Origin of the sequence: Pseudosulfitobacter sp. SM2401 (genome assembly GCF_042932805.1) — a bacterium.
Lineage (GTDB): Bacteria > Pseudomonadota > Alphaproteobacteria > Rhodobacterales > Rhodobacteraceae > Ascidiaceihabitans.
Genome location: NZ_CP170633.1, coordinates 3,319,198 through 3,340,749 on the forward strand (window position 1 = coordinate 3,319,198; position 21,552 = coordinate 3,340,749).

The 21,552-nt window shown below is 57.9% G+C and carries 23 protein-coding genes; 12 read left to right on the top strand and 11 right to left on the bottom strand.

Going from position 1 to position 21,552, the window contains the following annotated elements; translation table 11 throughout:
- Window positions 1–41: 41 nt before the first annotated feature.
- The 4 genes from ACFIO0_RS16290 to ACFIO0_RS16305 form a co-directional block, all read right to left on the bottom strand.
- Complete coding sequence (locus ACFIO0_RS16290) at window positions 42–1,241, bottom strand: TIGR03862 family flavoprotein (RefSeq protein WP_390911447.1); 1,200 nt, start codon at window positions 1,239–1,241, stop codon at window positions 42–44.
- Entirely contained in the window at window positions 1,238–2,572 is a 1,335-nt protein-coding gene (locus ACFIO0_RS16295; protein WP_390911448.1) for a mechanosensitive ion channel domain-containing protein, read from the bottom strand. The genes ACFIO0_RS16290 and ACFIO0_RS16295 overlap by 4 nt, the downstream gene beginning before the upstream one ends.
- A gap of 114 nt (window positions 2,573–2,686) precedes the next feature.
- Window positions 2,687–3,298 carry an enoyl-CoA hydratase-related protein gene (locus ACFIO0_RS16300; RefSeq protein ID WP_390911449.1) on the bottom strand — a complete coding sequence of 204 codons (612 nt, stop codon included), beginning with the start codon at window positions 3,296–3,298 and terminating at the stop codon, window positions 2,687–2,689.
- Window positions 3,295–4,032, bottom strand: a complete 738-nt coding sequence (locus tag ACFIO0_RS16305) for an SDR family NAD(P)-dependent oxidoreductase (protein ID WP_390911450.1) — start codon at window positions 4,030–4,032, stop codon at window positions 3,295–3,297. The genes ACFIO0_RS16300 and ACFIO0_RS16305 overlap by 4 nt, the downstream gene beginning before the upstream one ends.
- 146 nt (window positions 4,033–4,178) lie before the next feature.
- Between ACFIO0_RS16305 and ACFIO0_RS16310 the strand changes: the two genes are divergently transcribed.
- The 7 genes from ACFIO0_RS16310 to ACFIO0_RS16340 all read left to right on the top strand — a co-directional run bounded on the left by ACFIO0_RS16310 (window position 4,179) and on the right by ACFIO0_RS16340 (window position 10,861).
- The gene (locus ACFIO0_RS16310; protein ID WP_390911451.1) at window positions 4,179–5,720 is read left to right on the top strand and encodes a DUF2125 domain-containing protein; all 1,542 of its coding nucleotides are present in this window, start codon (window positions 4,179–4,181) and stop codon (window positions 5,718–5,720) included.
- Between the two features lie 69 nt (window positions 5,721–5,789).
- Window positions 5,790–5,999: a mercury resistance system transport protein MerF gene (gene merF, locus ACFIO0_RS16315; RefSeq protein WP_390911452.1), complete on the top strand. Its 210-nt coding sequence runs from the start codon at window positions 5,790–5,792 to the stop codon at window positions 5,997–5,999.
- A 166-nt stretch (window positions 6,000–6,165) separates the two neighbouring features.
- On the top strand, window positions 6,166–7,512 hold the full coding sequence (locus ACFIO0_RS16320; protein ID WP_390911453.1) for a metallopeptidase TldD-related protein: 1,347 nt from the start codon (window positions 6,166–6,168) through the stop codon (window positions 7,510–7,512).
- Window positions 7,499–8,284 carry an inositol monophosphatase family protein gene (locus ACFIO0_RS16325; protein ID WP_390911454.1) on the top strand — a complete coding sequence of 262 codons (786 nt, stop codon included), beginning with the start codon at window positions 7,499–7,501 and terminating at the stop codon, window positions 8,282–8,284. The genes ACFIO0_RS16320 and ACFIO0_RS16325 overlap by 14 nt, the downstream gene beginning before the upstream one ends.
- Window positions 8,285–8,399: 115 nt before the next feature.
- Complete coding sequence (locus ACFIO0_RS16330; RefSeq protein ID WP_390911455.1) at window positions 8,400–9,614, top strand: glycosyltransferase N-terminal domain-containing protein; 1,215 nt, start codon at window positions 8,400–8,402, stop codon at window positions 9,612–9,614.
- Complete coding sequence (gene lpxK, locus ACFIO0_RS16335; protein WP_390911456.1) at window positions 9,614–10,600, top strand: tetraacyldisaccharide 4'-kinase; 987 nt, start codon at window positions 9,614–9,616, stop codon at window positions 10,598–10,600. The genes ACFIO0_RS16330 and lpxK overlap by 1 nt, the downstream gene beginning before the upstream one ends.
- A 36-nt stretch (window positions 10,601–10,636) precedes the next feature.
- A complete protein-coding gene (locus ACFIO0_RS16340) occupies window positions 10,637–10,861 on the top strand; it encodes a hypothetical protein (RefSeq protein WP_390911457.1) in 225 nt (74 codons plus the stop codon).
- A 300-nt stretch (window positions 10,862–11,161) separates the two neighbouring features.
- Here the strand turns inward: ACFIO0_RS16340 and ACFIO0_RS16345 are convergent, their stop codons facing one another.
- The 3 genes from ACFIO0_RS16345 to ACFIO0_RS16355 are packed head-to-tail and all read right to left on the bottom strand — an operon-like array spanning window position 11,162 to window position 13,506.
- Window positions 11,162–12,277 carry a CoA transferase gene (locus ACFIO0_RS16345; RefSeq protein WP_390911458.1) on the bottom strand — a complete coding sequence of 372 codons (1,116 nt, stop codon included), beginning with the start codon at window positions 12,275–12,277 and terminating at the stop codon, window positions 11,162–11,164.
- Window positions 12,277–12,963, bottom strand: coding sequence for a thioredoxin domain-containing protein (locus ACFIO0_RS16350; protein ID WP_390911459.1), 687 nt, complete (start codon window positions 12,961–12,963; stop codon window positions 12,277–12,279). The genes ACFIO0_RS16345 and ACFIO0_RS16350 overlap by 1 nt, the downstream gene beginning before the upstream one ends.
- 33 nt (window positions 12,964–12,996) lie before the next feature.
- Window positions 12,997–13,506 (bottom strand): DciA family protein, encoded by a 510-nt coding sequence (locus ACFIO0_RS16355; protein ID WP_390911460.1) that lies wholly within the window; start codon window positions 13,504–13,506, stop codon window positions 12,997–12,999.
- A gap of 136 nt (window positions 13,507–13,642) precedes the next feature.
- Between ACFIO0_RS16355 and ACFIO0_RS16360 the strand changes: the two genes are divergently transcribed.
- The 3 genes from ACFIO0_RS16360 to ACFIO0_RS16370 all read left to right on the top strand — a co-directional run bounded on the left by ACFIO0_RS16360 (window position 13,643) and on the right by ACFIO0_RS16370 (window position 16,409).
- Entirely contained in the window at window positions 13,643–14,629 is a 987-nt protein-coding gene (locus ACFIO0_RS16360) for an NUDIX domain-containing protein (RefSeq protein WP_390915353.1), read from the top strand.
- Window positions 14,630–14,697: 68 nt separating this feature from the next.
- Window positions 14,698–15,843 (top strand): fatty acid desaturase, encoded by a 1,146-nt coding sequence (locus ACFIO0_RS16365; RefSeq protein WP_390911461.1) that lies wholly within the window; start codon window positions 14,698–14,700, stop codon window positions 15,841–15,843.
- 89 nt (window positions 15,844–15,932) lie between these two features.
- Window positions 15,933–16,409 carry a response regulator gene (locus ACFIO0_RS16370; RefSeq protein WP_390911462.1) on the top strand — a complete coding sequence of 159 codons (477 nt, stop codon included), beginning with the start codon at window positions 15,933–15,935 and terminating at the stop codon, window positions 16,407–16,409.
- On the opposite strand, the gene ACFIO0_RS16375 is transcribed toward ACFIO0_RS16370, so the two are convergent.
- The 4 genes from ACFIO0_RS16375 to ACFIO0_RS16390 form a co-directional block, all read right to left on the bottom strand.
- Window positions 16,360–17,736: an adenylate/guanylate cyclase domain-containing protein gene (locus tag ACFIO0_RS16375; RefSeq protein WP_390911463.1), complete on the bottom strand. Its 1,377-nt coding sequence runs from the start codon at window positions 17,734–17,736 to the stop codon at window positions 16,360–16,362. The genes ACFIO0_RS16370 and ACFIO0_RS16375 overlap by 50 nt on opposite strands.
- 149 nt (window positions 17,737–17,885) lie before the next feature.
- A complete protein-coding gene (locus ACFIO0_RS16380) occupies window positions 17,886–19,004 on the bottom strand; it encodes a DNA methyltransferase (protein WP_390911464.1) in 1,119 nt (372 codons plus the stop codon).
- A 90-nt stretch (window positions 19,005–19,094) separates the two neighbouring features.
- The gene (locus tag ACFIO0_RS16385; RefSeq protein ID WP_390911465.1) at window positions 19,095–19,709 is read right to left on the bottom strand and encodes a ribonuclease HII; all 615 of its coding nucleotides are present in this window, start codon (window positions 19,707–19,709) and stop codon (window positions 19,095–19,097) included.
- 177 nt (window positions 19,710–19,886) lie between these two features.
- Window positions 19,887–20,366 carry a hypothetical protein gene (locus ACFIO0_RS16390; RefSeq protein WP_390911466.1) on the bottom strand — a complete coding sequence of 160 codons (480 nt, stop codon included), beginning with the start codon at window positions 20,364–20,366 and terminating at the stop codon, window positions 19,887–19,889.
- A 179-nt stretch (window positions 20,367–20,545) separates the two neighbouring features.
- Here ACFIO0_RS16390 and ACFIO0_RS16395 point away from each other — a divergent pair, with 179 nt between their 5' ends.
- On the top strand, window positions 20,546–20,836 hold the full coding sequence (locus ACFIO0_RS16395; protein WP_390911467.1) for a hypothetical protein: 291 nt from the start codon (window positions 20,546–20,548) through the stop codon (window positions 20,834–20,836).
- Window positions 20,808–21,512 carry a transcriptional regulator gene (locus ACFIO0_RS16400; protein ID WP_390911468.1) on the top strand — a complete coding sequence of 235 codons (705 nt, stop codon included), beginning with the start codon at window positions 20,808–20,810 and terminating at the stop codon, window positions 21,510–21,512. Before ACFIO0_RS16395 ends, ACFIO0_RS16400 begins: the two co-directional genes overlap by 29 nt.
- Window positions 21,513–21,552: the final 40 nt, after the last annotated feature.

Genomic DNA, 21,552 nt, shown 5'->3' on the forward strand with positions numbered 1-21,552 from the left:
GTTCCTTTATCGTGATAGGAACACTCTACACCTGCATCCTGTCAGTTTCTGTCAGCATGGAAATCTGCATCGATCCCAAGATGGCGGGCAGCAGAAATACCGGCCCAGCGACCAGTGGCGAAACATGCGGTCAAAAGATAACCGCCTGTCGGGGCCTCCCAATCCAGCATCTCACCTGCGACGAATACACCGGGTTTGCCGGTCAGCATCAGGCTAGGATCGACAGCAGACCACGCAACGCCGCCGCTGGTTGAAATCGCCTGATCCATGGAATTCAGACCATCAACTGGAACGGGCAGTGCTTTGATCAAGGCGGCCAGATCGCTTGAATCCTCCGGCAACGGCCGCGCCCATTCTTGCAGCAAGGCGATTTTCACAGCCGACAGTCGCAGAGATTTGCGCAGGTGGTTGGACAGGCTCGCCTTGCCGCGCGATTTAAGCAGGCGGGCACGAATGTCGGTAACACTTTGATCCGGCAGCAGATCGACGTGCAAGGCCGCGCCATTTCGCAACGCAGGCGTCAGCGAATAGACACCGCCACCCTCGAGGCCCTTGGACGACACGACGCCTTCGCCGCGCGACACCTCTTTGCCAGCAGTCCAAGCGACGCCTTTGATCGGCGCGCCGAAATGACGGCGCATGTGGTCGGACCAAGTAACCGAAATACCGACGTTGGACGGGCCGAACGGCACCGTTTCAACACCCAGCGTGTCGACCCATTTTCCGTCCGATCCCAAGCGCGCCCAGCTGGCACCGCCCAACGCGAGAACGGTGACATCGGCCTGCACAGATTGTGGTCCATCCGGGGTCGCAAAGGTCAGCGCGTCATCGTTCCACCCGGTCCACGACCAGCGAGTTTGGCGCTGCACACCCAACTCATCAAGGCGCTTGAACCACGCACGCAACATGGGTGACGCCTTCATCGCTTTGGGAAAAACACGGCCCGATGATCCGATGAAAACCGGCTGGTCCAGACCCTTTGCAAAGGCCTGAACCTTTTGCGCGTCAAACATCGAAACCATCGGGCGCAACTCTTCTGATGCCTGACCGTAGGCGTCTAAAACGGTCTCAAGCCCTTCGTCCTTGGTCAGGTTCAAACCGGATTTTCCAGCCATCAAAAACTTGCGGCCCATCGACGGTTTCGCGTCATAAATCGTGACCGACACACCGGCACGCGCCAGCATTTCGGCGGCCATCAGACCTGCCGGGCCACCACCGATTACAGCTGCAGTATTGCTCATTTTGTTAGACCTTTCAGGTCGCCTTTGATTTCCACCACACGGTGCGGATAGGGAATTTCGATGTCGTTGTCTTTTAGCGCGTTCCACACCAAAAACAGCACGTCCGATCGGAATTTGTTGCGCCCGTCGTCAATGCCATTGACCCAGAATTCGACGACAAAATCGATGCCGCTATCGCCAAATCCGGTCAGTTCGCAGTCAGGCGGGAATGGGTCATCCAGCACTTCGGGGTGCTTGGACACAGCCGCGTTGATGATCGCGGGCACGCGGTTGATGTCGGTGTCGTAGCTGACGGAAAACGCCGCCTCGTAACGATTGGCAGAGCCCGAGTCAGAATAATTCACGACCCGCGTGGTGATGAAATCTTCGTTCGGGACCACGATCCAGCGGCCGTCGTAGGTTTCCAAAATCGCGGCGCGCGCGGTCATTTTCACGATCGTGCCGGCCTCGCCACCGTCCAGCTCAACGTAGTCGCCAACCGTGGCTTGGCCTTCGACCAACAGGATCACGCCCGAGATAAAGTTGGAGGCAATCTTTTGCAGGCCAAACCCAAGACCAACACCAATCGCACCGCCCAAAACCGCCAGCGCGCTCAGGTTGATGCCCATGATGTTCATCAGCAGCAAAAACGCGATGCCAAAGATGGTGAATTCAATACATTTCGCCGCCAACTGGCGCAGCGACGGGCGCATCTCTTCTTGTTTGTGGATGAACTGCGAGGACTGCTGGTTCGACCAACCACCCAACCAAAACAGCAGTGATCCTGCGATGATCCCACGCACCAGTGCCATCACGGAAAAGCTGATGTTGCCGATGTTGACCTGCATCGCGCTCAGCTGCACTTGGGCAACATCGAGCAGACCAAGGGCGTAGAGCGCGGCCATCGGGACAAAAATGAACTTGCCGATCAGGTTCAGGAACGGGTCATTGATAATGTCGCGCACCAACGCGCGCACGGCCAAGAACAGAAACACGCGTTTGCCAAAGGCGATGACGGCACCGCTGTCAAAGATCGACCGCACAATGCCTTCGCCGATACCTGTCAGCGCATAGGCCAGCAGCGGCAGCAAAAGCGGCAAGAACAACATCACAAAACGGCGCGGTGCCGCAAAAATGTTGAGGCTCTCGCCCGGGTCAAGCAGTTGCTCCGCAAACGGGCGTAAACGTCGGGTGATCAGAACGGCAGCCAGATAGGCAACAACCAGCAAGCCAAATTGCGACCACGCAGCAGGACTTAGCAACCAGCCAGCGGCCAAATCCCAGCCTTGCTGAAGGTAACCCGCAGCGGTCTGCACCATCTGTGGCTGCTGCGATAGATCGATACCAAACATGTTAACCCCTTGCCCCAACGGATCTGCGATGCATGTCTCTTGCCTATAGCGCCCTTGGGCGCAACCCTACACGCGTCGAACGCCGGTAAGGTGTGCGTGTCGCACACCACGTGTCTAGCCTTGGCAAAGTGCCTTGATACCGGCTGCAATCTCGGGTTTCGCGGCAACTGTGTCGGCACATAGACTGCAGGCCTCGGCCAGCAAATCCTCGGGTTCCACGATCCGGTCCACCAGTCCAAACACCAGAGCATCCTGCGCAGTAATCTTTTGCCCACCCATCAGGATCAGTTTCGTGCGCGCAGGCCCGATCAGCGCCGACATCCGCGCAGGGTCAGAAGGCTGCGGCAAAAACCCCAGCTTCATCACCGGATAGAAAAACTTGGCCGTTGGAACCGCAATCCGCATGTCACAGGCCAGCGCCATACCCATCGCGCCACCGGCAAGCGTGCCGTTCAACGCTGCAATCGTCAGCCCCGGCAAACGCGCGATTGCACCCGACAAACGCTCCCAAACGTCCGACACGGCAAGGCCCGCTTTTGCCGCCTCAAGGTCAGCGCCCGCACTGAATACTGTGCCGTTCCCCGTCAAGATCAAGGCCCGCGCGGACCCTGCCCGCTCAGCAATATCCGCCAGTTCTGACAGCATCGCGTGGGTCAGCGAATTCGCCTTGTCGGGGCGATCAATCGTGACGGTCCAGATGTCGCCTGTGTCATCAAGCTGGATCATACCAAACCCGCCCGTGCGCGGATCGCATCCTCGCGCAGTGAAATTTCGTGACCGCAGAATTCATCCGCATCGGCGCTGCACATCCACAACAGGGCACGCGCCGGCCAATCGGCGGGAATGTGGTCCTCCCACGCCAGTTCGCTGACGGGATTGATGCCCGACGCCTTGATCTCGCGTTGCATTTGCGTCGCGACGGTGCCGGGTGACAGGCCGATGGCGCGAATGCCGTCACCCGCGTTTTCCAGATGCAGGCACCGGGTCATCATGTTGGCGGCGGCCTTTGAGGCGCAATAGTGGCTCCATGCTTCGATCGGGTTGTGTGCAGCGCCGGAACTGATGGTCAAAATGCTGCCGCCCCCCGCCGCGATCATCGCGGGCAACACGGCGCGCATGCCGTTGAACACGCCTTTGACGTTGATATCGATCGCGTGGCCCCAACCCGCAGGATCAGCGGTCGCAAGATGCGAGATCGGTTCGATCACACCTGCGTTGTTGATCAGCACGTCGACGGGGCCAAAGGCTGCTACGGCTGCCGCGACACTTGCGTAATCTGTCACGTCACAGGGCAAGGCCACGGCCTGTTCGCCAATTTCAGCAGCAAGCGTTTTGATCGCACCATCGCTGCGGGCCATTAGGCCAACACGCGCGCCTTGGGCTGCAAAAACACGCGCCGTTTCAGCCCCGATTCCACGGCTGGCACCTGTAATCAGTACAGTCTTTGCAGTCATATCCACGGGGTGTGCTCCTTAACTATTGGCTCATTTGGACCCGTGGTAAATGGCCCAAGCGGGCGCGTCCAGCCTTACTGCTCTTGGGGCCAATGCCTTGTGCGTCGCCCATAAGTGACTAAGTTGGCGTCTGAATCATATCAGGATGCCTCATGCTACAGTTTTCTAAATCCACATGTTCCGCCATTTTGGCCGCCTCTCTGAGTGCCGCGTTTAGCGCACCTGCCGCGTTCGCAGATGTCACCAATGCAGATGTTTGGGGCAACTGGCGTGGATACATGGAAGGGTTGGGCTACACCATTTCCGCATCCGAAAGCGCATCCGGCAATACGCTGACAGTCACCGATATCACGATGACCGTGCCCCCTGCCGACGGTATGGACGAAATTTCTGCCAGCATGCCCAGCATGACGATGACCGAACAGGGCGACGGCACAGTGCGCGTCACATTGCCCCCGCTAAGCCAACTGGTGTTCAACGTAAACCCCGCCGACAGCGAAGCGGTGCAGTTGAACATCGACTACGTCCAGGACGGTTTCAACATGATCGTTTCGGGCGATACTGCGAAACTGGATTACGCCTACTTCGCCAAATCAGTCACCGCAACGCTGACCAATTTGATTGTCGACGGCACCACCCTTGGCAACGACATGGCGCGCGGCAACATTAACGTATCCGACGTGTCCGGCACCTCGACCATCACGACAAACAATCCGCGCACCGCGCAGCAAAACCTGACGGCCGGTGCCGTGACGTATGCGATGAATTTCAGCGATCCCGACACCGATGCAGCCGCCAAATTCAACGGTTCCATGCAGAACATGACGACCACCGCGACTTCTGTGATCCCGACCGCTGGCGTCAGCATGCAAGACATGAACGCAATGCTTGCCGCTGGCTTTAGCGCCACAGGCACCGTAACCCATCAGGGCGGCAATCTGGACATGTCGTTTAACGGACCAGACGGCGCTGGCACCGCGCAAACCTCGTCCGGTAGCGGCACAATCGGGTTTTCCATGTCCTCAGACGGGCTAAGCTATGATGTGGGCCAAACCGATCTGTCATTGAACGCGCTGATCCCTGATGTGCCTTTGCCCATTGTGATGAACATGGCGCGCTCGAACCTGAATTTCGCAATGCCGATCCAAAAATCCGACGCAGAACAAGACTTTGCCTTGGGCTTTACCATGGGTGATTTCACCGTGTCCGACATGCTGTGGGGCATGCTTGATCCCGGCGCGCAATTGCCTCGTGATCCGGCCACGCTGGTTCTGGACCTGACGGGCAAAGCAAAGGTGCTGTTTGATTTCCTCGACCCCGACCAAGCCGCCGCATTGGCCAGTTCCGGTGCGAACCCGGGCGAGCTGAACGCGCTGACGTTGAAAAACCTGATCGTGGACGCCGTAGGTGCGCGGCTGTCAGGCTCGGGTGATTTCACATTCGACAACACCGACACGGCGACCTTTGGCGGCATGCCACGGCCAACGGGTGCGGTCGATCTGCAACTGGTCGGCGGCAACGGCCTGATCGACAAACTGGTCGGAATGGGCCTGCTGCCCGAACAACAAGCCATGGGCGCGCGCATGATGATGGGCCTGTTCGCCGTCCCGGGCGAAGCACCAGACACGCTGAATTCAAAGATCGAATTCAACGACCAAGGCCACATTCTGGCGAACGGTCAGCGTATTCAGTAGCGCTGCGTTTGAAGTGATCCGTAGATTGCGTTCCCGCGTGGCTGCACCTGAAAAAAGGAACCCGGTTCCATGAAACACAAACTTGTTAAGTTTGGAATCGGTGGCACGCTGTTGGCGATCCTCTGTTGCTTCACCCCTCTCCTGCCTTTTGTTTTGACGGCCTTAGGGCTCGGCGGGTTGATCGGTGCGCTCTATAACGACGCGGTCTTGCTGCCCGTTTTAGCCGGATTTTTGATCCTGACGGGATACGCAATTTGGCGGGCAAGGGGCCAAAAGTAACGCAGCACGGATCCAAGGCAGTCAATCCACGGCGTAAACCGAACCGCACAATGCACCCAAAGAACGGGCTGCGCCTGCGTTTGCTAACTCTCCATTTCCCCGCTCCCCTTGCGTGGCCTCAGCTGCCACGTTACCTCATGCCCAAACCCAACTTTGCGAGGCCTCCATGACGCAGTCCCTTGATGCGCTGACAGACGCGCTACTGAATGCCGCCAAACGGGCCGGTGCAGACAGCGCTGACGCCATGGCCGTCCAAGGCACCTCGGTGTCGATTGACGTGCGCAGCGGTGGGCTGGAACATGCGGAACGATCCGAAGGGATCGACGTGGGCCTGCGCGTATTTGTCGGCCAGCGGGTCGCGAATGTGTCGTCGTCCGACACTTCCAAACGCACGATCGAGGAAATGGCCCAACGCGCCATCGCCATGGCAAAAGAGGCCCCCGAAGACCCCTACGCCGGCCTTGCTGATCCGTCACAATTGATAACCGATTGGGACATCGACGCACTAGAACTGCACGACGCAACACCAGAACCCAGCCCCCAGGATTTGCAACGTGACGCCGCCGAGGCCGAAGCCGCAGCGATGGACGTGGCTGGCATCACCCAAGTGCAATCGTCGACCGGTGCCTACGGCGCACGGCAGGTCCACATTGCCGCCTCCAACGGATTTTCTGGCGGATACGCCCGCACCGACCGCGCGCTTAGCTGCGTGGCAATCGCTGGCACAGGGTCGGGGATGGAGCGGGATTATTCAGGCGACAGTCGCATTTTCCAGTCCGATTTGCGCGGCGCCGCCGAGATCGGAACAGAGGCCGCGACCCGTACGCTGGCCCGCATGGACGCGCGCAAACCGCCTACCGGCAGCTACCCTGTGTTGTTCGACGAACGCGTGTCTTCGACCCTGATCGGCCACCTATTGGCGGCGATCAGCGGTGCGGCCGTGGCGCGCGGGGCCTCGTGGTTGCGCGATGCGATGGGCGAACAAATCTTGCCAGACCACTTGTCCTTGATCGAAGACCCGCACCGCCCGCGCACTGGTGCCTCGCGCCCCTTTGACGCCGAAGGATTGCCAACGGCCAAACGCACCGTGATCGACAACGGCACGCTGACAGGTTGGACGCTGGATCTGGCGAACGCGCGTAAATTGGGCATGCAATCCACCGGCAATGCCGCGCGCGGCACGTCGTCTGGCCCCATGCCCAGCGTTTGGAATATCGGCCTGACCAGCGGCACCGCCAGCCACGCCGATCTGGTCCGCGACATGGGCACGGGCCTGTTGGTGACCTCGATGATCGGGTCGACGATCAACCCGAACACTGGCGATTATTCACGTGGGGCCGCGGGCCTTTGGGTCGAAAACGGCGAAATCACCCATGCGGTGAACGAATGCACAATCGCCGGAAACTTGCGCGACATGCTGCGCGAAATCGTACCTGCCAACGACGCGCGCGCGCATCTTAGCCGCGTGGTTCCGTCACTGCTTGTTCCGGGAATGACCCTTGCCGGCGCATGATCTTGCCCTTCTGATTGACGCCGCCCGCATGGCCGGTCGTGTCGCCACCAGCTTTGCCGGCGACACCGCGCAACGCTGGGATAAGGCCGACAATGCGGGCCCCGTGACTGCCGCCGATTTGGCCGTGAACGACATGCTGTCCGCGACCTTGCGCCTTGCCCGTCCTGATTACGGCTGGCTGTCCGAGGAAACCGAAGACAGCGCGGCACGCCTGTCGTCTGACGCCGTTTTCATCCTTGATCCAATTGATGGCACCCGCAGTTTTATCGAAGGCTCGCGCACGTGGGCGCATTCGCTGGCCATCGCGCATCACGGTAAGATCACCGCCGCTGTGGTCTATCTGCCGTTGCGCGACATGCTGTACACGGCCGCCGTTGGGCGTGGTGCGCATCTGAATGGGCAACCGCTTGAGATCAAGAACGACATCCCGTTGATTGGTGCGCAGATCTTGTCGACCAAGGCCAATATGGCCGATAGTCTTTGGCCGAATGGCGTGCCCGAGTTTGAACGTCATCACCGCCCGTCACTGGCCTATCGCCTTGGGCTGGTAGGAGAAGCAAAATTCGACGGCATGTTGACCCTGCGCCCCAGCTGGGAATGGGACATTGCCGCAGGTGCGTTGATCGTGACCGAAGCAGGCGGTACGATCAGTGACAAAACCGGCGCGCCCTTGCGCTTTAACAACCCCGAACCATTGCTGAATGGCATTGTTGCGGGGGGCACGCAAATGCATGCGGACACAATCGCCGCCCTGAACCATAGCGCAAACTGACGCCAACCAAAGGACCACGATCATGACCCAGCGCCTGCACCTCGTCCTTGGCGGCGACTTTATTGCACCCACCAGATGCGTGCCCTGCGCGATCAAAGAATTGGGCTGAATTGCAATGGGGCAGTCGCTTGGTCTCGCGGCCTACCGCGCTTACGTGCGCCGCTCTCAGCCAGAGCCGTATGTGGCCACGACCCAGCGCCCCAAAGGCGAACTGTTGTGGATTCATGCAGCCGAGCAAGGCAGCCTGCCAACCGTTCTAGACTTTGCACGGCGCCTGATCGCACATCGCTACGGCTTGCATGTTTTGATCACCTGCGCCGCCAAAACCGACATGACCTGCAACGGCATCACCGTGTCCGCCCCGCCGGGCGAGCACCCCAGCGATGTCGATGCGTTCCTTAATCATTGGGCCCCCGATGCCGGCCTTTGGCTGTGGGGCGATCTGCAACCGAACCTAATCCTCAAAACCGCTGAAAAACGCATCCCGCTGTATCTGGCCAACGCCGGCCAAGAGGGGTTCGACAACCGCCGTGAACGCTGGTTGCCAGAGGTGGCGCGCGATGTGTTGACCCATTTTGAACGCATCCTTGTACGCTCTGATGCGGCCATGGCGCGGCTGTCGAAACTGGGGCGCAATCTGGATACGCTTGAACAAACCGCGCCGCTGATGCCCGGCGGTCAGGCCCTGCCTTACGTGCACAGCGATTTTGTCGATCTAGGTCAGGTTTTGGCCGGACGACCGCTGTGGTTTGCCGCCTCTGTTCAGCCAACCGAAGTGTCCGTGGTTTTGGCCGCCCACCGCCGCGCGCTGCGCCTGTCACACCGGTTGCTGCTGGTTTTGAACCCCGGCTCCGAGGCGCAAACCGAAGAGTGCCTACGCCAATTGTCCGCCAAAGGATTGCGCACCGCACGCTGGGAAGACGGCGATATGCCCGACGACAATTGCCAAGTGCTCTTAGCCAGCGCGCAGGATGAACTGGGCCTGTGGTACCGGATTGCACCGCTGTCATTTCTGGGCAGTTCGCTTAGCTCCGGCCATGGCGGACTGGACCCGTACGAAGCCGCAGCCCTGGGCTCGGCCATTCTGTATGGCCCGAATGTGGGGCGGCATTTAGCAAGTTATTCACGATTGGCCGCCGCCGGGGCCGGACGGATTGTGAATGACGCAAACGCGCTAGGGGCCGCCGTGTCGCAGTTGATTTCACCCGATCACGCCGCCAGCATGGCCATGGCCGGATGGGACGTAATTTCGCAAGGGGCCGCCGTCAGCGACCGCGTCATGGAATTGATCCAGGCTGCACTGGACGCCCGACAAGAAGGGACGGCCTGATGCGCGCACCAAAATTTTGGGATCACAAACCCGGTTGGCAATCCGCACTGCTTGCCCCGCTGGGTGCGCTATACGGTGCCGCAACGGCGCGGCGTTTGGCCAAGGGCGACCCCCTTCCGCTAGATATCCCCGTGATCTGCGTCGGCAATCTGAACGCAGGCGGCACAGGCAAAACGCCCACCGTCATCGCCGTCGTCGAACGGTTGCGCGACATCTACCACACACCGCACGTGGTCAGCCGCGGCTATGGCGGATCGCTGATGGGCCCCGTTCTGGTCGACCCTGCAAAACACACCGCCGCCCAAGTCGGGGATGAGCCGCTGCTGCTCGCCGCCTTTGCCGACGTCTGGGTCGCCCGCGATCGCGCCGCAGGGGGCAAAGCCGCCCAAGCCGCCGGGGCCAGCGTAGTCGTGCTGGACGACGGCCACCAAAACCCCGGCCTGCAAAAAGACCTGTCGATCATCGTCGTCGACGCCGCCAAAGGTTTTGGCAACGGTCGCTGCCTGCCCGCTGGCCCCTTGCGGGAACCGGTTAAGGTCGGTTTGAAACGCGCCGATCTGCTGTTGTCTATCGGCGACGCTGCAGCGCAAACCCAGTTCAGCGAAACGCTTTCTGCCCCAACACCACCGCATGTCAAAGCCGCGCTTGAACCCCTACAAACCGGTATGGAGTGGACAGACACGCCCGTTTTTGCCTTTGCCGGCATCGGTCACCCCGAGAAATTCTTTGCCACCCTGCGCAGTCTTGGCGCGCGCGTCGTCCACGCCGAACCGCTGGACGATCACCAAAAACTATCGTCAAGTTTGCTCGCACGACTAGAAGCCGACGCCCGCGCAAAAGGCGCGCAACTAGTGACGACAGAGAAGGATGCCGTTCGGTTGCCGATAGCCTACCGGACCAAAGTGATCACGCTGCCCGTACGGTTGAAGTTTGAGGACGACGGGGCGTTGGACAACGCGCTAAGGGCATTGCCGAATTCAGGGTAAACGGCGTTGAGGCAAAGTCGAAAATGACTGACCGCAATGCGGACTTTGCTGCCCTTCTGGGACCATGCTATTGAAGAGCAAGTTTTTCTAAAAGTAGGAACTTCAATGGAATTTAGTAGTAGATGGCGGCGAAGTTTCTTGTTCATTGGAGCAATGTTGGCGGCATCTCTACAGGGCAACGCTGCGTTTGCAGGATGTATGGATGGCGATTACATCAAGAAAGCCTTCGCTGCTCAAAAAACGGTAAAATTTGCAGATTAGGGCGTTGTAGGACGGCCAAATTGTCTAGGCTGTGCAGCAACATAGATTACTCTTCATCGGACTATGAAACAAATACAGAGCAATGGCTGTTTCGTATCAGGTTTCATGGAGATGGTGTTGAAGACGATGAGTTTAGTATGCTTCTTAATGGACAAAAAATAACAGCAATTGCGGCCAAAGAGCTAACATGCAAACCAAAGCGCGGGAGCGAAGGCTGTGAAATTATCAATGGCGTGCTTAACAACATGCTCACAGAGTAGGTTTGGGCTCAAAGTCGCGATTGGCCGTCTCAGAAATCCACTACCCGTCATCCTCGCCCAGCTTTGGCGCGGGACGATGTAGCGCCAATTCAGCGTCTGAAAACAGCATTGGTGCGCGGACACCCGGCACGCCGTCCAGTTCGATTTGCATGCCGCGCGCGACCACTTGTGGGTCGACCATCACGTCGGCCATGTCGTTGATCGGGCCTGCGGGCACGTTGGATGCTTCGCAGGCGGCCAGCAGATCTGCGCGGTCGCGTTTGGACGTCGCGCCCGTCAGCAAAGCGGTCATTTCATCGCGATTGGCGATGCGGTCGGAATTGCGCAAGAATTTCGGATCAGACGTCATCCAATCCAGCCCCAGCATCGCGCAAAGCCGCTGGTATTGCCCGTCGTTGCCCGTCGCGATGATGATGTACCCGTCGGCGCAATCAAACACTTGATAAGGCGTCAAATTCACATGCGCGTTGCCCATCCGTGCAGGGGCCTTGCCGGTGCTCAGATAGTTCATCGCCTGATTGCCTGTGACGGCCACCGCCACGTCCAGCAGCGCCATGTCGATGTGCTGCCCACGTCCTGTTGTGTGCCGTTGGTGCACCGCCGCCATGATCGCGGTCGTCGCGTAGACGCCGGTAAAGATGTCGGTAATCGCCACGCCGGATTTCTGCGGCTGACCGTCGGGTTCGCCAGTGATCGACATCAAGCCCGACATGCCTTGGATGATGAAATCGTAACCGGGCCGGTGCGCGTAGGGCCCTGTCTGCCCGAACCCCGTGATCGAGCAGTAGATCAGCGACGGAAACGCATCCTTGAGGCTGTCATAATCCAGCCCGTATTTGGCAAGACCACCAACCTTGAAATTCTCGATCAGGATGTCGGCGTCGGCCAACAATTCCTTAAGATGCGCCTGCCCCTCAGCTGTTTTGAAATCCACCACGACCGAGGCTTTGCCTCGATTGGTCGAATGGAAATACGCGGCGGAAACATCGTCGTCCCGCGTGATAAAAGGAGGGCCCCACTGGCGCGTATCATCGCCTGCGGGGCTTTCGACTTTGATGACCTCGGCCCCCAGATCAGACAGCGTTTGGCCAGCCCAAGGGCCAGCCAGAACACGGGCCAACTCAATGACCTTTAGACCTGCAAGCGGTCCCGCCATTAGTTCGCTGCTTCGTCCAGAATGACGGACATGTCAGCGTAGCTCATGTTGGAATATTTGGTGCCGTTGATCACAAAGCTCGGGGTGCTTTCAATCTCGTCTGCGCCCGCGCTCGCTTGGTACCATTCAACCAAAGTTTTCGCCTTGGTTTCATCGTTCAAGCAGCTGTCGAGCAGTTCGTCATTCATGCCTGCCAAACGGCCAACTTTGCGCAATTCGCCGATGATTGCCGCAGGTTCGCCCGCGCGCGCCCAGGTGCTTTGACCAGCAAACAACAAGTCTGTCACGCCAAAGAATTTCTCTGGACCAGCGCAGCGCGCGATCATCGAGGCCCACAGGCCGTAGCGGTCAAAATACACTTCGCGGAAGATGAAATTGATCTTGCCCGTGTCGATGTAATCCGTTTTCAGCGACTTGTAGGTGCCAGAGTGGAACGACGCGCAGTGCGGGCAGGTGTAGGACGCGTATTCGATCACAGTCACCGGCGCATCAGGGTTGCCGATCATCATGTCCGGAATGGTAGAAATATCGATTTCGCCGTCTGCGTTTGCTGCAGGTTCACCGGCAGGGGTTTCCAGCGTCGCCGCCGCGATTTGTGGGGCTGGCGTGCTTGGCTCGTGCACAAAGGCAAAATAGCCGCCAACGCCGACCAATGCGGCCACTACCATAGGGATGATTTGTTTCATTTCGTTTTCCTCAATGCGCGCGCCTGTTTGGGGCTACGTGGTTTTCTGTGTCATAATGTTTGCGCCCAGACGTTCCAAGGCAGCGCGCAGACCTTCGTCTGCAACATCGCTGGCTTGTTCCTCTGCGCGGGCTTTGATTGCGGGGGCGAATTGTTTGGGGCCGGTGTCTTTCGGCTTGTGGGCGAAATCGACTTGGCCCTCGGCAAAACCGGTGGCCGCTGTTTGCGTGATCCGCACCCGTGAAATCGCGTTGTAGCCGTAGATCGCGTTGACCTTGGCCCGCAGCTGTTCCTTTTGCATTTCCAACATCGGGGCCTGCGCCCCTGTGGTCAACAACGTCAGCGTCGCACCCATGCCGCCACGGCCATACGACACCTCGACGGGGCGCGCGATAGACGCCACATCGGCGCCCGCGATCTCGGCCCAGTGGGTCAGCAGTTTGGATTGCGCAAAGCCTTTGCTTTCAGACGCACTACGAATCCGGTCGCTCAGCAAAGTTGCTGTGCGTTTGAACCCTTTTGTAGTGGCGCGGCGCGTGGCCATTGCTATGTTCCTATCTGTTAGACGCACCATACCGTAACCGCTGCGCCAAACCAGTGAAACAGGACAAAGTCAGGGATAAAGATTGCGTGATTTAAGCAAAGATTTGCTCGAATGGTACGATATTCACGCGCGCCCCATGCCGTGGCGCACGCCGCCGGCTGACAAAGTCGCAGGCGTCACGCCTGATCCCTACCGCGTTTGGCTGTCCGAAGTCATGCTGCAACAAACCACCGTGGCCGCCGTCACCGCCTATTTCAACCGCTTTACCGCGCGCTGGCCCACCGTCGCTGATCTGGCGGCGGCGGATGATGGCGACGTGATGGGCGAATGGGCGGGGCTGGGGTATTACGCCCGTGCGCGCAATTTGCTGAAATGCGCGCGGGCTGTGGCGGCTGATCACGACGGGGTGTTTCCTGCCGATCACGCAGCACTGCTAAAGCTGCCGGGCATCGGGCCGTACACGGCTGCGGCGATTTCGTCGATCGCGTTCGATCTGCGCCACGTGGTTGTGGACGGAAACGTCGAACGGGTCATGGCACGGATGTACGATGTCCACACGCCCTTGCCTGCTGCCAAACCCGAATTGACGGATCTGGCCGAGGCGCTGACTCCGCAAAAACGCCCCGGCGACTATGCCCAAGCGGTGATGGATTTGGGCGCAACGATTTGCACGCCGAAATCACCCGCCTGTGGGATTTGCCCATGGCGCGAGCCTTGTCAGGCTCGGACCAAAGGAACAGCGCCCGAATTACCAAAGAAGACCCCCAAAAAGGCCAAGCCCATCCGCCACGGCACCGCCTACATCGCCCAGCGCGCGGACGGTGCGTGGCTGCTGGAACGGCGCCCCGACAAGGGCTTGTTGGGCGGCATGTTGGGCTGGCCCGGGTCCGACTGGATCGACACCTCGGAACCGCGGCCAACGGGCACGCCGCCAACGGATGCGGCCTGGGCCGTGGTTGCAGGCGACGTGCGCCACACGTTCACCCATTTCCATCTGATCCTGACGGTCATGCAGGCCGCCGTGCCCGTCGAATCCGAGGGCAGTTTTGTGGCACCATCCGACTTCCGCCCCTCGGACCTGCCGACGGTCATGCGCAAAGCCTTTGATCTGGCGACAAAATAGGCGCGGCGCTGCGTCACTCTTTCTACAGCGCCAAAATCGACGTAATACTACTGCAAAGTTCTGCAAGGATGACCGCTATGACCATCTCGAATCATACCCTCGCCAAGCTGCAATCCGCGCTGCCGTTCTGGATGTCGCTTGGGCTGATTCCGCTGGCGTTCATCGGGGCGGGCTATGGCGGTTGGACAGTATTCCTGTTGCCGCTGGTCACGTGGTACCTGTTTTCGCTGCTTGATTTTGCCGTTGGTTTGAACACCGAAAACGCCGATCCCCAAGCCCCCGAAGACGACTTGTTTTGGTACAAGGCGATCACGATTGCCTGGGCCCCTTTGCAGTTTTTGACGGTCTTTGGGCTGATTTATCTGACGGCTGGCGCGGATCATTTGGTCACGTGGGAAAAGGTCATGCTGTTCTTTGGCATTGGCGTGATCACGGGCACGGTGGGCATTAATTATTCGCACGAACTGATGCATCAAAAGAACAAAACAGAGCGGCGCATGGCCGATATTTTGCTGGCGATGGTGCTGTATTCGCATTTCCGGTCCGAACATTTGCTGGTCCATCACCGCTATGTTGCGACGCCCCGTGATCCGGTGTCGGCCCGCATGAACGAGAGTTTTTACCACTTTTATCCGCGTGTTTTGCACCAATCGTTTTGGTCTGCGTGGGGCGCTGAAAAAGCAATGCTGGAACGGCGCGATCTGCCTGCCACCGATTTCAAGAACCCGTTTTGGATGTACGGCGGTCTGCAACTTGGGTTTCTGGCCCTTGCCCTGATCCTTGGTGGATGGGCCGGCGTCGGGCTGTTTTTGATCCAGGCAGGCGTCGCGATTTGGCAGCTAGAGCTGGTCAATTACATCGAACACTACGGCCTGACGCGCAAACATCTGGGCGACGGAAAATACGAACACGTGCAGCCGCATCATTCGTGGAACGCCGCGCATAAGGCGTCGAACTGGCTGCTGATCAATTTGCAACGCCATTCGGATCATCACTACAAACCCGATCGCCGTTTTCCTGTGCTGCAAACCTATTCCGCGTCCGAGGCCCCGCAATTGCCCTTTGGCTATCCGATCATGACGATGGCGGCGATGGTGCCCCCACTTTGGCGACGCGTGATGAACCCACGCGTGCGCAAATGGCGCGACATGTATTACCCCGAGATTACGGAATGGACGGGCTACACCAAAATGACCAACCCCCTGCCGCGTTAAGTGGGCGGCGTTAAATGCGACCGAATAATCAGTTCTTAACCCTGAGGTGACAAGGATAGAGCATTCAGCTCGATCTAAGGGGTTCTCTTTTGCACCATTCCGCCGCCGCACACGCTAAATCCAGTGAAAGTTTCCTGATTGTTGAGGACAGTCTGTTCGATCAAGAACGCATCACGCGTATTTTGGCGCGCAATTTTCAAAGTGCTGATTTACAGTATGCCAGCACGCTCGAAGACGCCCGTGAAATTTTGCAAACACAACGCTTTTCGATGATCCTGCTGGACAACAACCTGCCTGACGGGACAGGCGCGAATTTCGCGCTAGAATTGGCAGAAGACCCTGAATTATCAGAGATTCCTGTCATTATGATCAGCGACTGGCCCTCGCCATTCATGTGGCACAAGGCACAAACCGCAGGCGTAAAATTCGTTCTCAAAAAGAACGAATTCCATGCCGGGTATGTGCAATTCGGGCTGATGAACAAATCACGCGCAGCAGGTGCCATGGCCCCCGGATTTAGCGCGCTTGCATCCAAACTGTCTGCGCCTGGTCCAAGCCCCGAATAGCCTGCCCTTCACGCTGCACAAAACCCGCTAAGTCGGGGTTGTCCGCACTTGATTCGACAATCACACGAGTTCGGAAATCATCAGAGATGACCAATGTAGTCGCCAGCTGTCGTGTCAGCGCCTCTAGCCTGCTTGCAACATTCACCGTGTTGCCGATGACTGCAAATTCCAGCCTGTTTGCGCCAATGTCACCCATCACGACGGGTCCGTAATGCACGCCAAAACTGGCCTCGATCGCGCCATCGCCGTTTGCTGCGCGCTGCGTATTCCAGCGCTTTACCGCATCACCCATCGCACGCGCGCATTGCAGCGCCCGCGTGGCATCCGTGTCCGAGGTCACAGGCGTACCAAACGTCGCCATCAACCCATCGCCAAGATACTTGTCTAGCGTGCCGCCGTGGGCAAATACTTCGCCCTCCATCAACCCGTGGAACTGGCGCAATAAATCAATGACTTCGCGTGGTTCACGATTGGCGGACCACGCGGTAAAACCAACGATATCCACAAACATGACCGCCACATCTTGGGTTCTTATCTGCTTCAGCGGCTCGTCATTGGTGGACAGTTCATTGACCATTGTCGTCGAAAAATAGCGCGACAGGTTGGTCCGCGCCCGCTCCAACCCCGCGTTGCCCAGCACCAACCGTTCAAACCGGCGCATCGATAGGGCAAGGATGTAGGTACAAATCAGAAACACCACGACCTCTTGCAACCGACGTTCCCATTGCATGACATTGGGATCCACCAAGGATGCCAAGAACGGCTCATCAGGAAACGCCGATGACACAGCCTCGCTCATTTCGGGGTAAACATCGCCAAACCACCAGATCAGGCATGACCCGATCACCCACATACCAACCGTCCAATGCCCGACCGCCATAACTGTGCGCCATGAATATGACAGGCCACCCAACATCAGAATCACGAAGAAATATAAGAATGCATTGAATTCAAAGATCAGCGCAGTCGGCCATTCCTCTAGCACCAACGGGTTGGGGAACAGCAAAACAAACGTGACCAGCGCGATGTCGACAATGATGAAAAAGAACTCTGACGTGGATCGCCCCACTCGGCCGACGCGGCGCAAAACCCAACCGTTCAAGGCAATCAAACCCAGCAAACACATCGGATAAATCATCTCGAACTGTGGGTTCAAAATCGGCAACAACACCGCCACAACGGCCAAAGCCGCCCAGCGCGCACGCACCGCCAGCTCCAAACCTTCTTGTTTGTGCCGTGCCAACGCAGCTTGCGTAAATTGATTGGCATTTTCCGCGTCGCTGTCACGTTCGGGGCTGCTAAAATCGAAAAGGGGTATGTTCGCCATTTTGGCCTCGCTCTTTGCGCCCACCATAGGGCACAAAAAAAGCCCCGCCAACTAGGGCGGGGCATAGGTGAGTGCCATTGGTATTAGCCTTGGGTAAAAGGCCGCAGGCACCGGCGGTGTTCGTGAATTTCAGAGTTAGATCAAGTCGCTCAGTTGAGCATTTCGGCCCGGATTTGCTGACGCAACAGATCGATAGGAACCTTTTTCCCGTCTTTCTTGTAGCACCAGTATGTCCAGCCATTGCAGCTTGGCGCGCCTTCAAGATGGGCACCGACTTGATGGATTGAACCTTTGACATCATCGCCAATCAGGGTGCCATCAGCACGCACTTTGGCTTTGTGTCGCTTGTTCAGAGAATACAGTTCTTCGCCCGGACGCAGCATGCCGCGTTCAACCAATTGACCAAATGGCACACGTGGCTCGGCGCGTTTCGACGTGGACACCATCAGCGCCTCACGATCAAATTTGCGGGCATTTGCGATGCGTTTTTTGGCAACCTTGCGGTAGGCTTCTTCGCGTTCGATCCCGATAAAGTCACGGCCCAACATTTTGGCAACCGCACCAGTTGTGCCTGTGCCAAAGAATGGATCAAGGATCACATCGCCTGGATTGGTCGAACCAACCAACACACGGTGCAGCAAGCTTTCCGGTTTTTGCGTCGGGTGCGCTTTGTCGCCATTGTCGTCTTTCAGACGCTCGTGGCCAGTGCAGATCGGCAAGACCCAATCGCTGCGCATCTGGATCCCTTCGTTCAACGCCTTCAGCGCTTCGTAGTTAAAGGTGTACTTGCTAGTCTCGGATTTACCGGCCCAAATCATCGTCTCGTGGGCATTGGTGAACCGCTTGCCACGAAAATTCGGCATCGGGTTCGACTTTCGCCAAACCACATCGTTCAAAATCCAGAAGCCCTGATCCTGCAAAGATGCGCCAACACGGAAAATGTTGTGATAGCTGCCAATGACCCAGATCGCGCCATTGGGTTTCAATAAACGACGTGCTGCTTTCAGCCAAGCAGACGTGAATTCATCATACGCTTTAAAGCTGCTGAACTGATCCCAGTGGTCATCAACGGCGTCGACCTTGGAATTATCGGGGCGATGAAGCTCGCCTTTCAGCTGCAAATTATAGGGCGGATCTGCGAAAATCAGGTCAATAGAATCCGCCGGCAGCGAGTTCATCATTTCGATGCAATCGCCCTCGAGAATTTGGTTCAATGGAAGTGGCATAGCCGTATTGGATGGCGCCACCGCACGCTTTGTCGTTGTCATATCTATCTGCCTCTGTCCCGGACCATTGTTGGTCTCATTGGTTGCACCCAATCTGAGTCAAAGGTGATTCGCCGTCAAACTCTTTTTGAATCAATCAGTTACGATTTTTTCTTGATACAAGATATTGTGTACCGGTTTGAACGAACGTCTATGGTGTGGGGTCACGCCAAGGTGGGATAACGCCGACATGTGTTTTTTAGAACCATAACCCATGTTCGTTTCCCAGCCATAACCAGGATGGTGTTGCGCCAAGTCCACTAGGACACGATCTCGACATATTTTGGCCACAATTGAGGCCGCCGAAATGGACACAGAACGGGCATCTCCCTTGACCAACGCAGTGGCAGGCAATTCCAGCCCGCGCGGAATCATGTTTCCGTCAATCAACGCATGCTCAGGGGCCAACGCCAATCCGGCCAAGGCACGCTCCATCGCCAAATGGGATGCCCGCAAAATATTCAGCTCATCAATCTCGGCCACAGAGGCATGGGCAACCGACACCTCGGCGCAGGCCATCAACTCTGCGTACAACCGCTCGCGCGCCCGCGCCGTCAGCTTTTTGGAATCGTTCAGACCGTCAGGTATCCGCGCAGGATCCAAAACAACCGCCGCCGCAGTAACCGGCCCCGCCAACGGACCACGGCCAACCTCATCCACACCCGCAACACGACAACCCAACTCAGTCTCAAACGCAAAATCAGGCATCGTGCCTCCAGCTTGTCTTGATCAAAAATACTCCTGCGCAAATCCCGAACGGGATTTAAATCGATCGAACAACGGCGCAGCCGTTTCCTTTTGCCAGAGCGCAAGAAAAAGGGGAAGACGCCCGAACGCCCTCCCCAAGTTGGCAACGCACACACACGCGCTGCTATGAGCCCAACCTTAGTTGTGGGCCAAACGGTACCCTTCAGCGCGCAAGCAACGCGCACCAAACCCGTGGCGAACACCTTTGCGCGTACGATCAGAGCGGAAGCAATGGTTCGGCAAACGATTCACAAAACGGTAGTTTTTCTCAAGACACCGCAGCCCAAACGCACGGACGCGGTTGCCACGACGGTTTTCGATTGTGCGCATGCACTGACCGGGCAACAGCTTTTTGTTCACACGTTTCGGCAATGGGCGCGGCTGTACGTGCGGACGCTTGTTTGCTTTTGGACGTTTGTGTGGCTGCACTTGCGGACGATGCACCCGGGACTTTTCGTCTTTTCTGGCGTCATGAATAACAGCCCCGATGATCGCGACACCCAACAGGGCGGCAAGTGCGCGTTTGGCATCATCATTGCCGGCATAAGCCGGAGCCGCAGCAAAACCTGTGATCAGGATGGACGCGGCAGCGATGGTGGCGATGAATTTCTTGTGCATGGGGTATGTCCTCAGGTTGCTTTGTGCGGTGTGCCACGTTTGGTGTTGCGGCGGTGATGCAACCAAATTGGGGGCAACCCTGTCAGACAGGCAATAACAGCGCCCTGTTATCGAATATCAGGACACGTCAGGGGGCTTTGTTATTGAATATCGCGGCGGCTGCGGACATTCTCTGTGACATGAAACACATTCTTCTTTCCCTTTTGTGCGCAGGCGCTTTGGCCCTTGCCGCACCCGTTCATGCCGCAGACTGTTTTGCCGATTACAAAGCCAAGCAAGACAACCCTCTGCGCCTGCATTACGGCGTCGCCCAAATCAACGGCGCGTGCCAAGCAGGCCCTGCACGCGCTGAACTGAAATCCCGTCTCGCCTCCCAAGGCTGGACGTTGCTGTCTATAGTCTCCACATTCGACGCATCCGGATTGGCAGAAAGGAAAAACAGTGCAGGACCCTACTACCTCCGCTTCTGAGGCGCGTCGTTCAGGCACCCGTCTGGTCGGCTTTGGGCTGGCGGCAATTGTCCTGATCCTGCTCGGCGCTGCCGTTTTGCTGTTTTTCAACCTGCCCGACGCCAATGCGTTTAACGCGCGGGTCGAACAGATCTTTATCGAAAATGACGGGCTGACGGCACAGGCCGAAATCAAGCTGCTGGAAATCCTCGCGCAATCGGGCACCGCGTTTTCGGACGTGTTGATGTCGTACCGCACGATCATTTTTGTGCTGCTGGTCTTTGCCACGGCCCTGCTGATCGCCTCGCTGGTGTTTCTGGTGATGCTGGTCGCGATGAACCGTCGCATGGCCCGGATCGAACGCGCCGGGATCGAGGTGAATTCGCTGCTGATTTCACGCGAAGAAAACACCGTCTACCTGAACGACATGGGATTCAAATTGACCGACGCCGCGATGGAAACCATGTCGATCCTGGCTGAGGCGCGCATGGATGACGACGTGCTGACCGGTTCAGAAATCGAAGGCATGATTTCAGGCCGCAGCCCCGCTGACTGCGAAGAGGCCGCAGGGGCCACCCGCATCAAACGTCTGCGCGACACCCTTGGCAACCAAATGGTGTCCGAACTTTTGGTCAAAAACATCGCCCGTCGCGGCTATATGCTGGCTGTGGGCAAGGACGTGATCAAGGTGCTCTAAGCGCCCCAGCACTTGCGAACCACTCGCAAGTGACTACATG

Excerpts from the sequence above, each read along its gene's own strand:
- merF (WP_390911452.1), top strand. The coding sequence starts at position 5,790 with ATGAAACACAAACTTGTTAAGTTTGGAATCGGTGGCACGCTGTTGGCG.
- ACFIO0_RS16320 (WP_390911453.1), top strand. The coding sequence starts at position 6,166 with ATGACGCAGTCCCTTGATGCGCTGACAGACGCGCTACTGAATGCCGCC.
- lpxK (WP_390911456.1), top strand. The coding sequence starts at position 9,614 with ATGCGCGCACCAAAATTTTGGGATCACAAACCCGGTTGGCAATCCGCA.
- ACFIO0_RS16385 (WP_390911465.1), bottom strand. The coding sequence starts at position 19,709 with ATGCCTGATTTTGCGTTTGAGACTGAGTTGGGTTGTCGTGTTGCGGGT.
- ACFIO0_RS16340 (WP_390911457.1), top strand. The coding sequence starts at position 10,637 with ATGCGGACTTTGCTGCCCTTCTGGGACCATGCTATTGAAGAGCAAGTT.
- ACFIO0_RS16290 (WP_390911447.1), bottom strand. The coding sequence starts at position 1,241 with ATGAGCAATACTGCAGCTGTAATCGGTGGTGGCCCGGCAGGTCTGATG.
- ACFIO0_RS16365 (WP_390911461.1), top strand. The coding sequence starts at position 14,698 with ATGACCGCTATGACCATCTCGAATCATACCCTCGCCAAGCTGCAATCC.
- ACFIO0_RS16310 (WP_390911451.1), top strand. The coding sequence starts at position 4,179 with ATGCTACAGTTTTCTAAATCCACATGTTCCGCCATTTTGGCCGCCTCT.
- ACFIO0_RS16360 (WP_390915353.1), top strand. The coding sequence starts at position 13,643 with ATGCCGTGGCGCACGCCGCCGGCTGACAAAGTCGCAGGCGTCACGCCT.
- ACFIO0_RS16395 (WP_390911467.1), top strand. The coding sequence starts at position 20,546 with ATGAAACACATTCTTCTTTCCCTTTTGTGCGCAGGCGCTTTGGCCCTT.
- ACFIO0_RS16380 (WP_390911464.1), bottom strand. The coding sequence starts at position 19,004 with ATGACAACGACAAAGCGTGCGGTGGCGCCATCCAATACGGCTATGCCA.
- ACFIO0_RS16300 (WP_390911449.1), bottom strand. The coding sequence starts at position 3,298 with ATGATCCAGCTTGATGACACAGGCGACATCTGGACCGTCACGATTGAT.
- ACFIO0_RS16330 (WP_390911455.1), top strand. The coding sequence starts at position 8,400 with ATGGGGCAGTCGCTTGGTCTCGCGGCCTACCGCGCTTACGTGCGCCGC.
- ACFIO0_RS16345 (WP_390911458.1), bottom strand. The coding sequence starts at position 12,277 with ATGGCGGGACCGCTTGCAGGTCTAAAGGTCATTGAGTTGGCCCGTGTT.
- ACFIO0_RS16390 (WP_390911466.1), bottom strand. The coding sequence starts at position 20,366 with ATGCACAAGAAATTCATCGCCACCATCGCTGCCGCGTCCATCCTGATC.
- ACFIO0_RS16295 (WP_390911448.1), bottom strand. The coding sequence starts at position 2,572 with ATGTTTGGTATCGATCTATCGCAGCAGCCACAGATGGTGCAGACCGCT.
- ACFIO0_RS16375 (WP_390911463.1), bottom strand. The coding sequence starts at position 17,736 with ATGGCGAACATACCCCTTTTCGATTTTAGCAGCCCCGAACGTGACAGC.
- ACFIO0_RS16350 (WP_390911459.1), bottom strand. The coding sequence starts at position 12,963 with ATGAAACAAATCATCCCTATGGTAGTGGCCGCATTGGTCGGCGTTGGC.
- ACFIO0_RS16355 (WP_390911460.1), bottom strand. The coding sequence starts at position 13,506 with ATGGCCACGCGCCGCGCCACTACAAAAGGGTTCAAACGCACAGCAACT.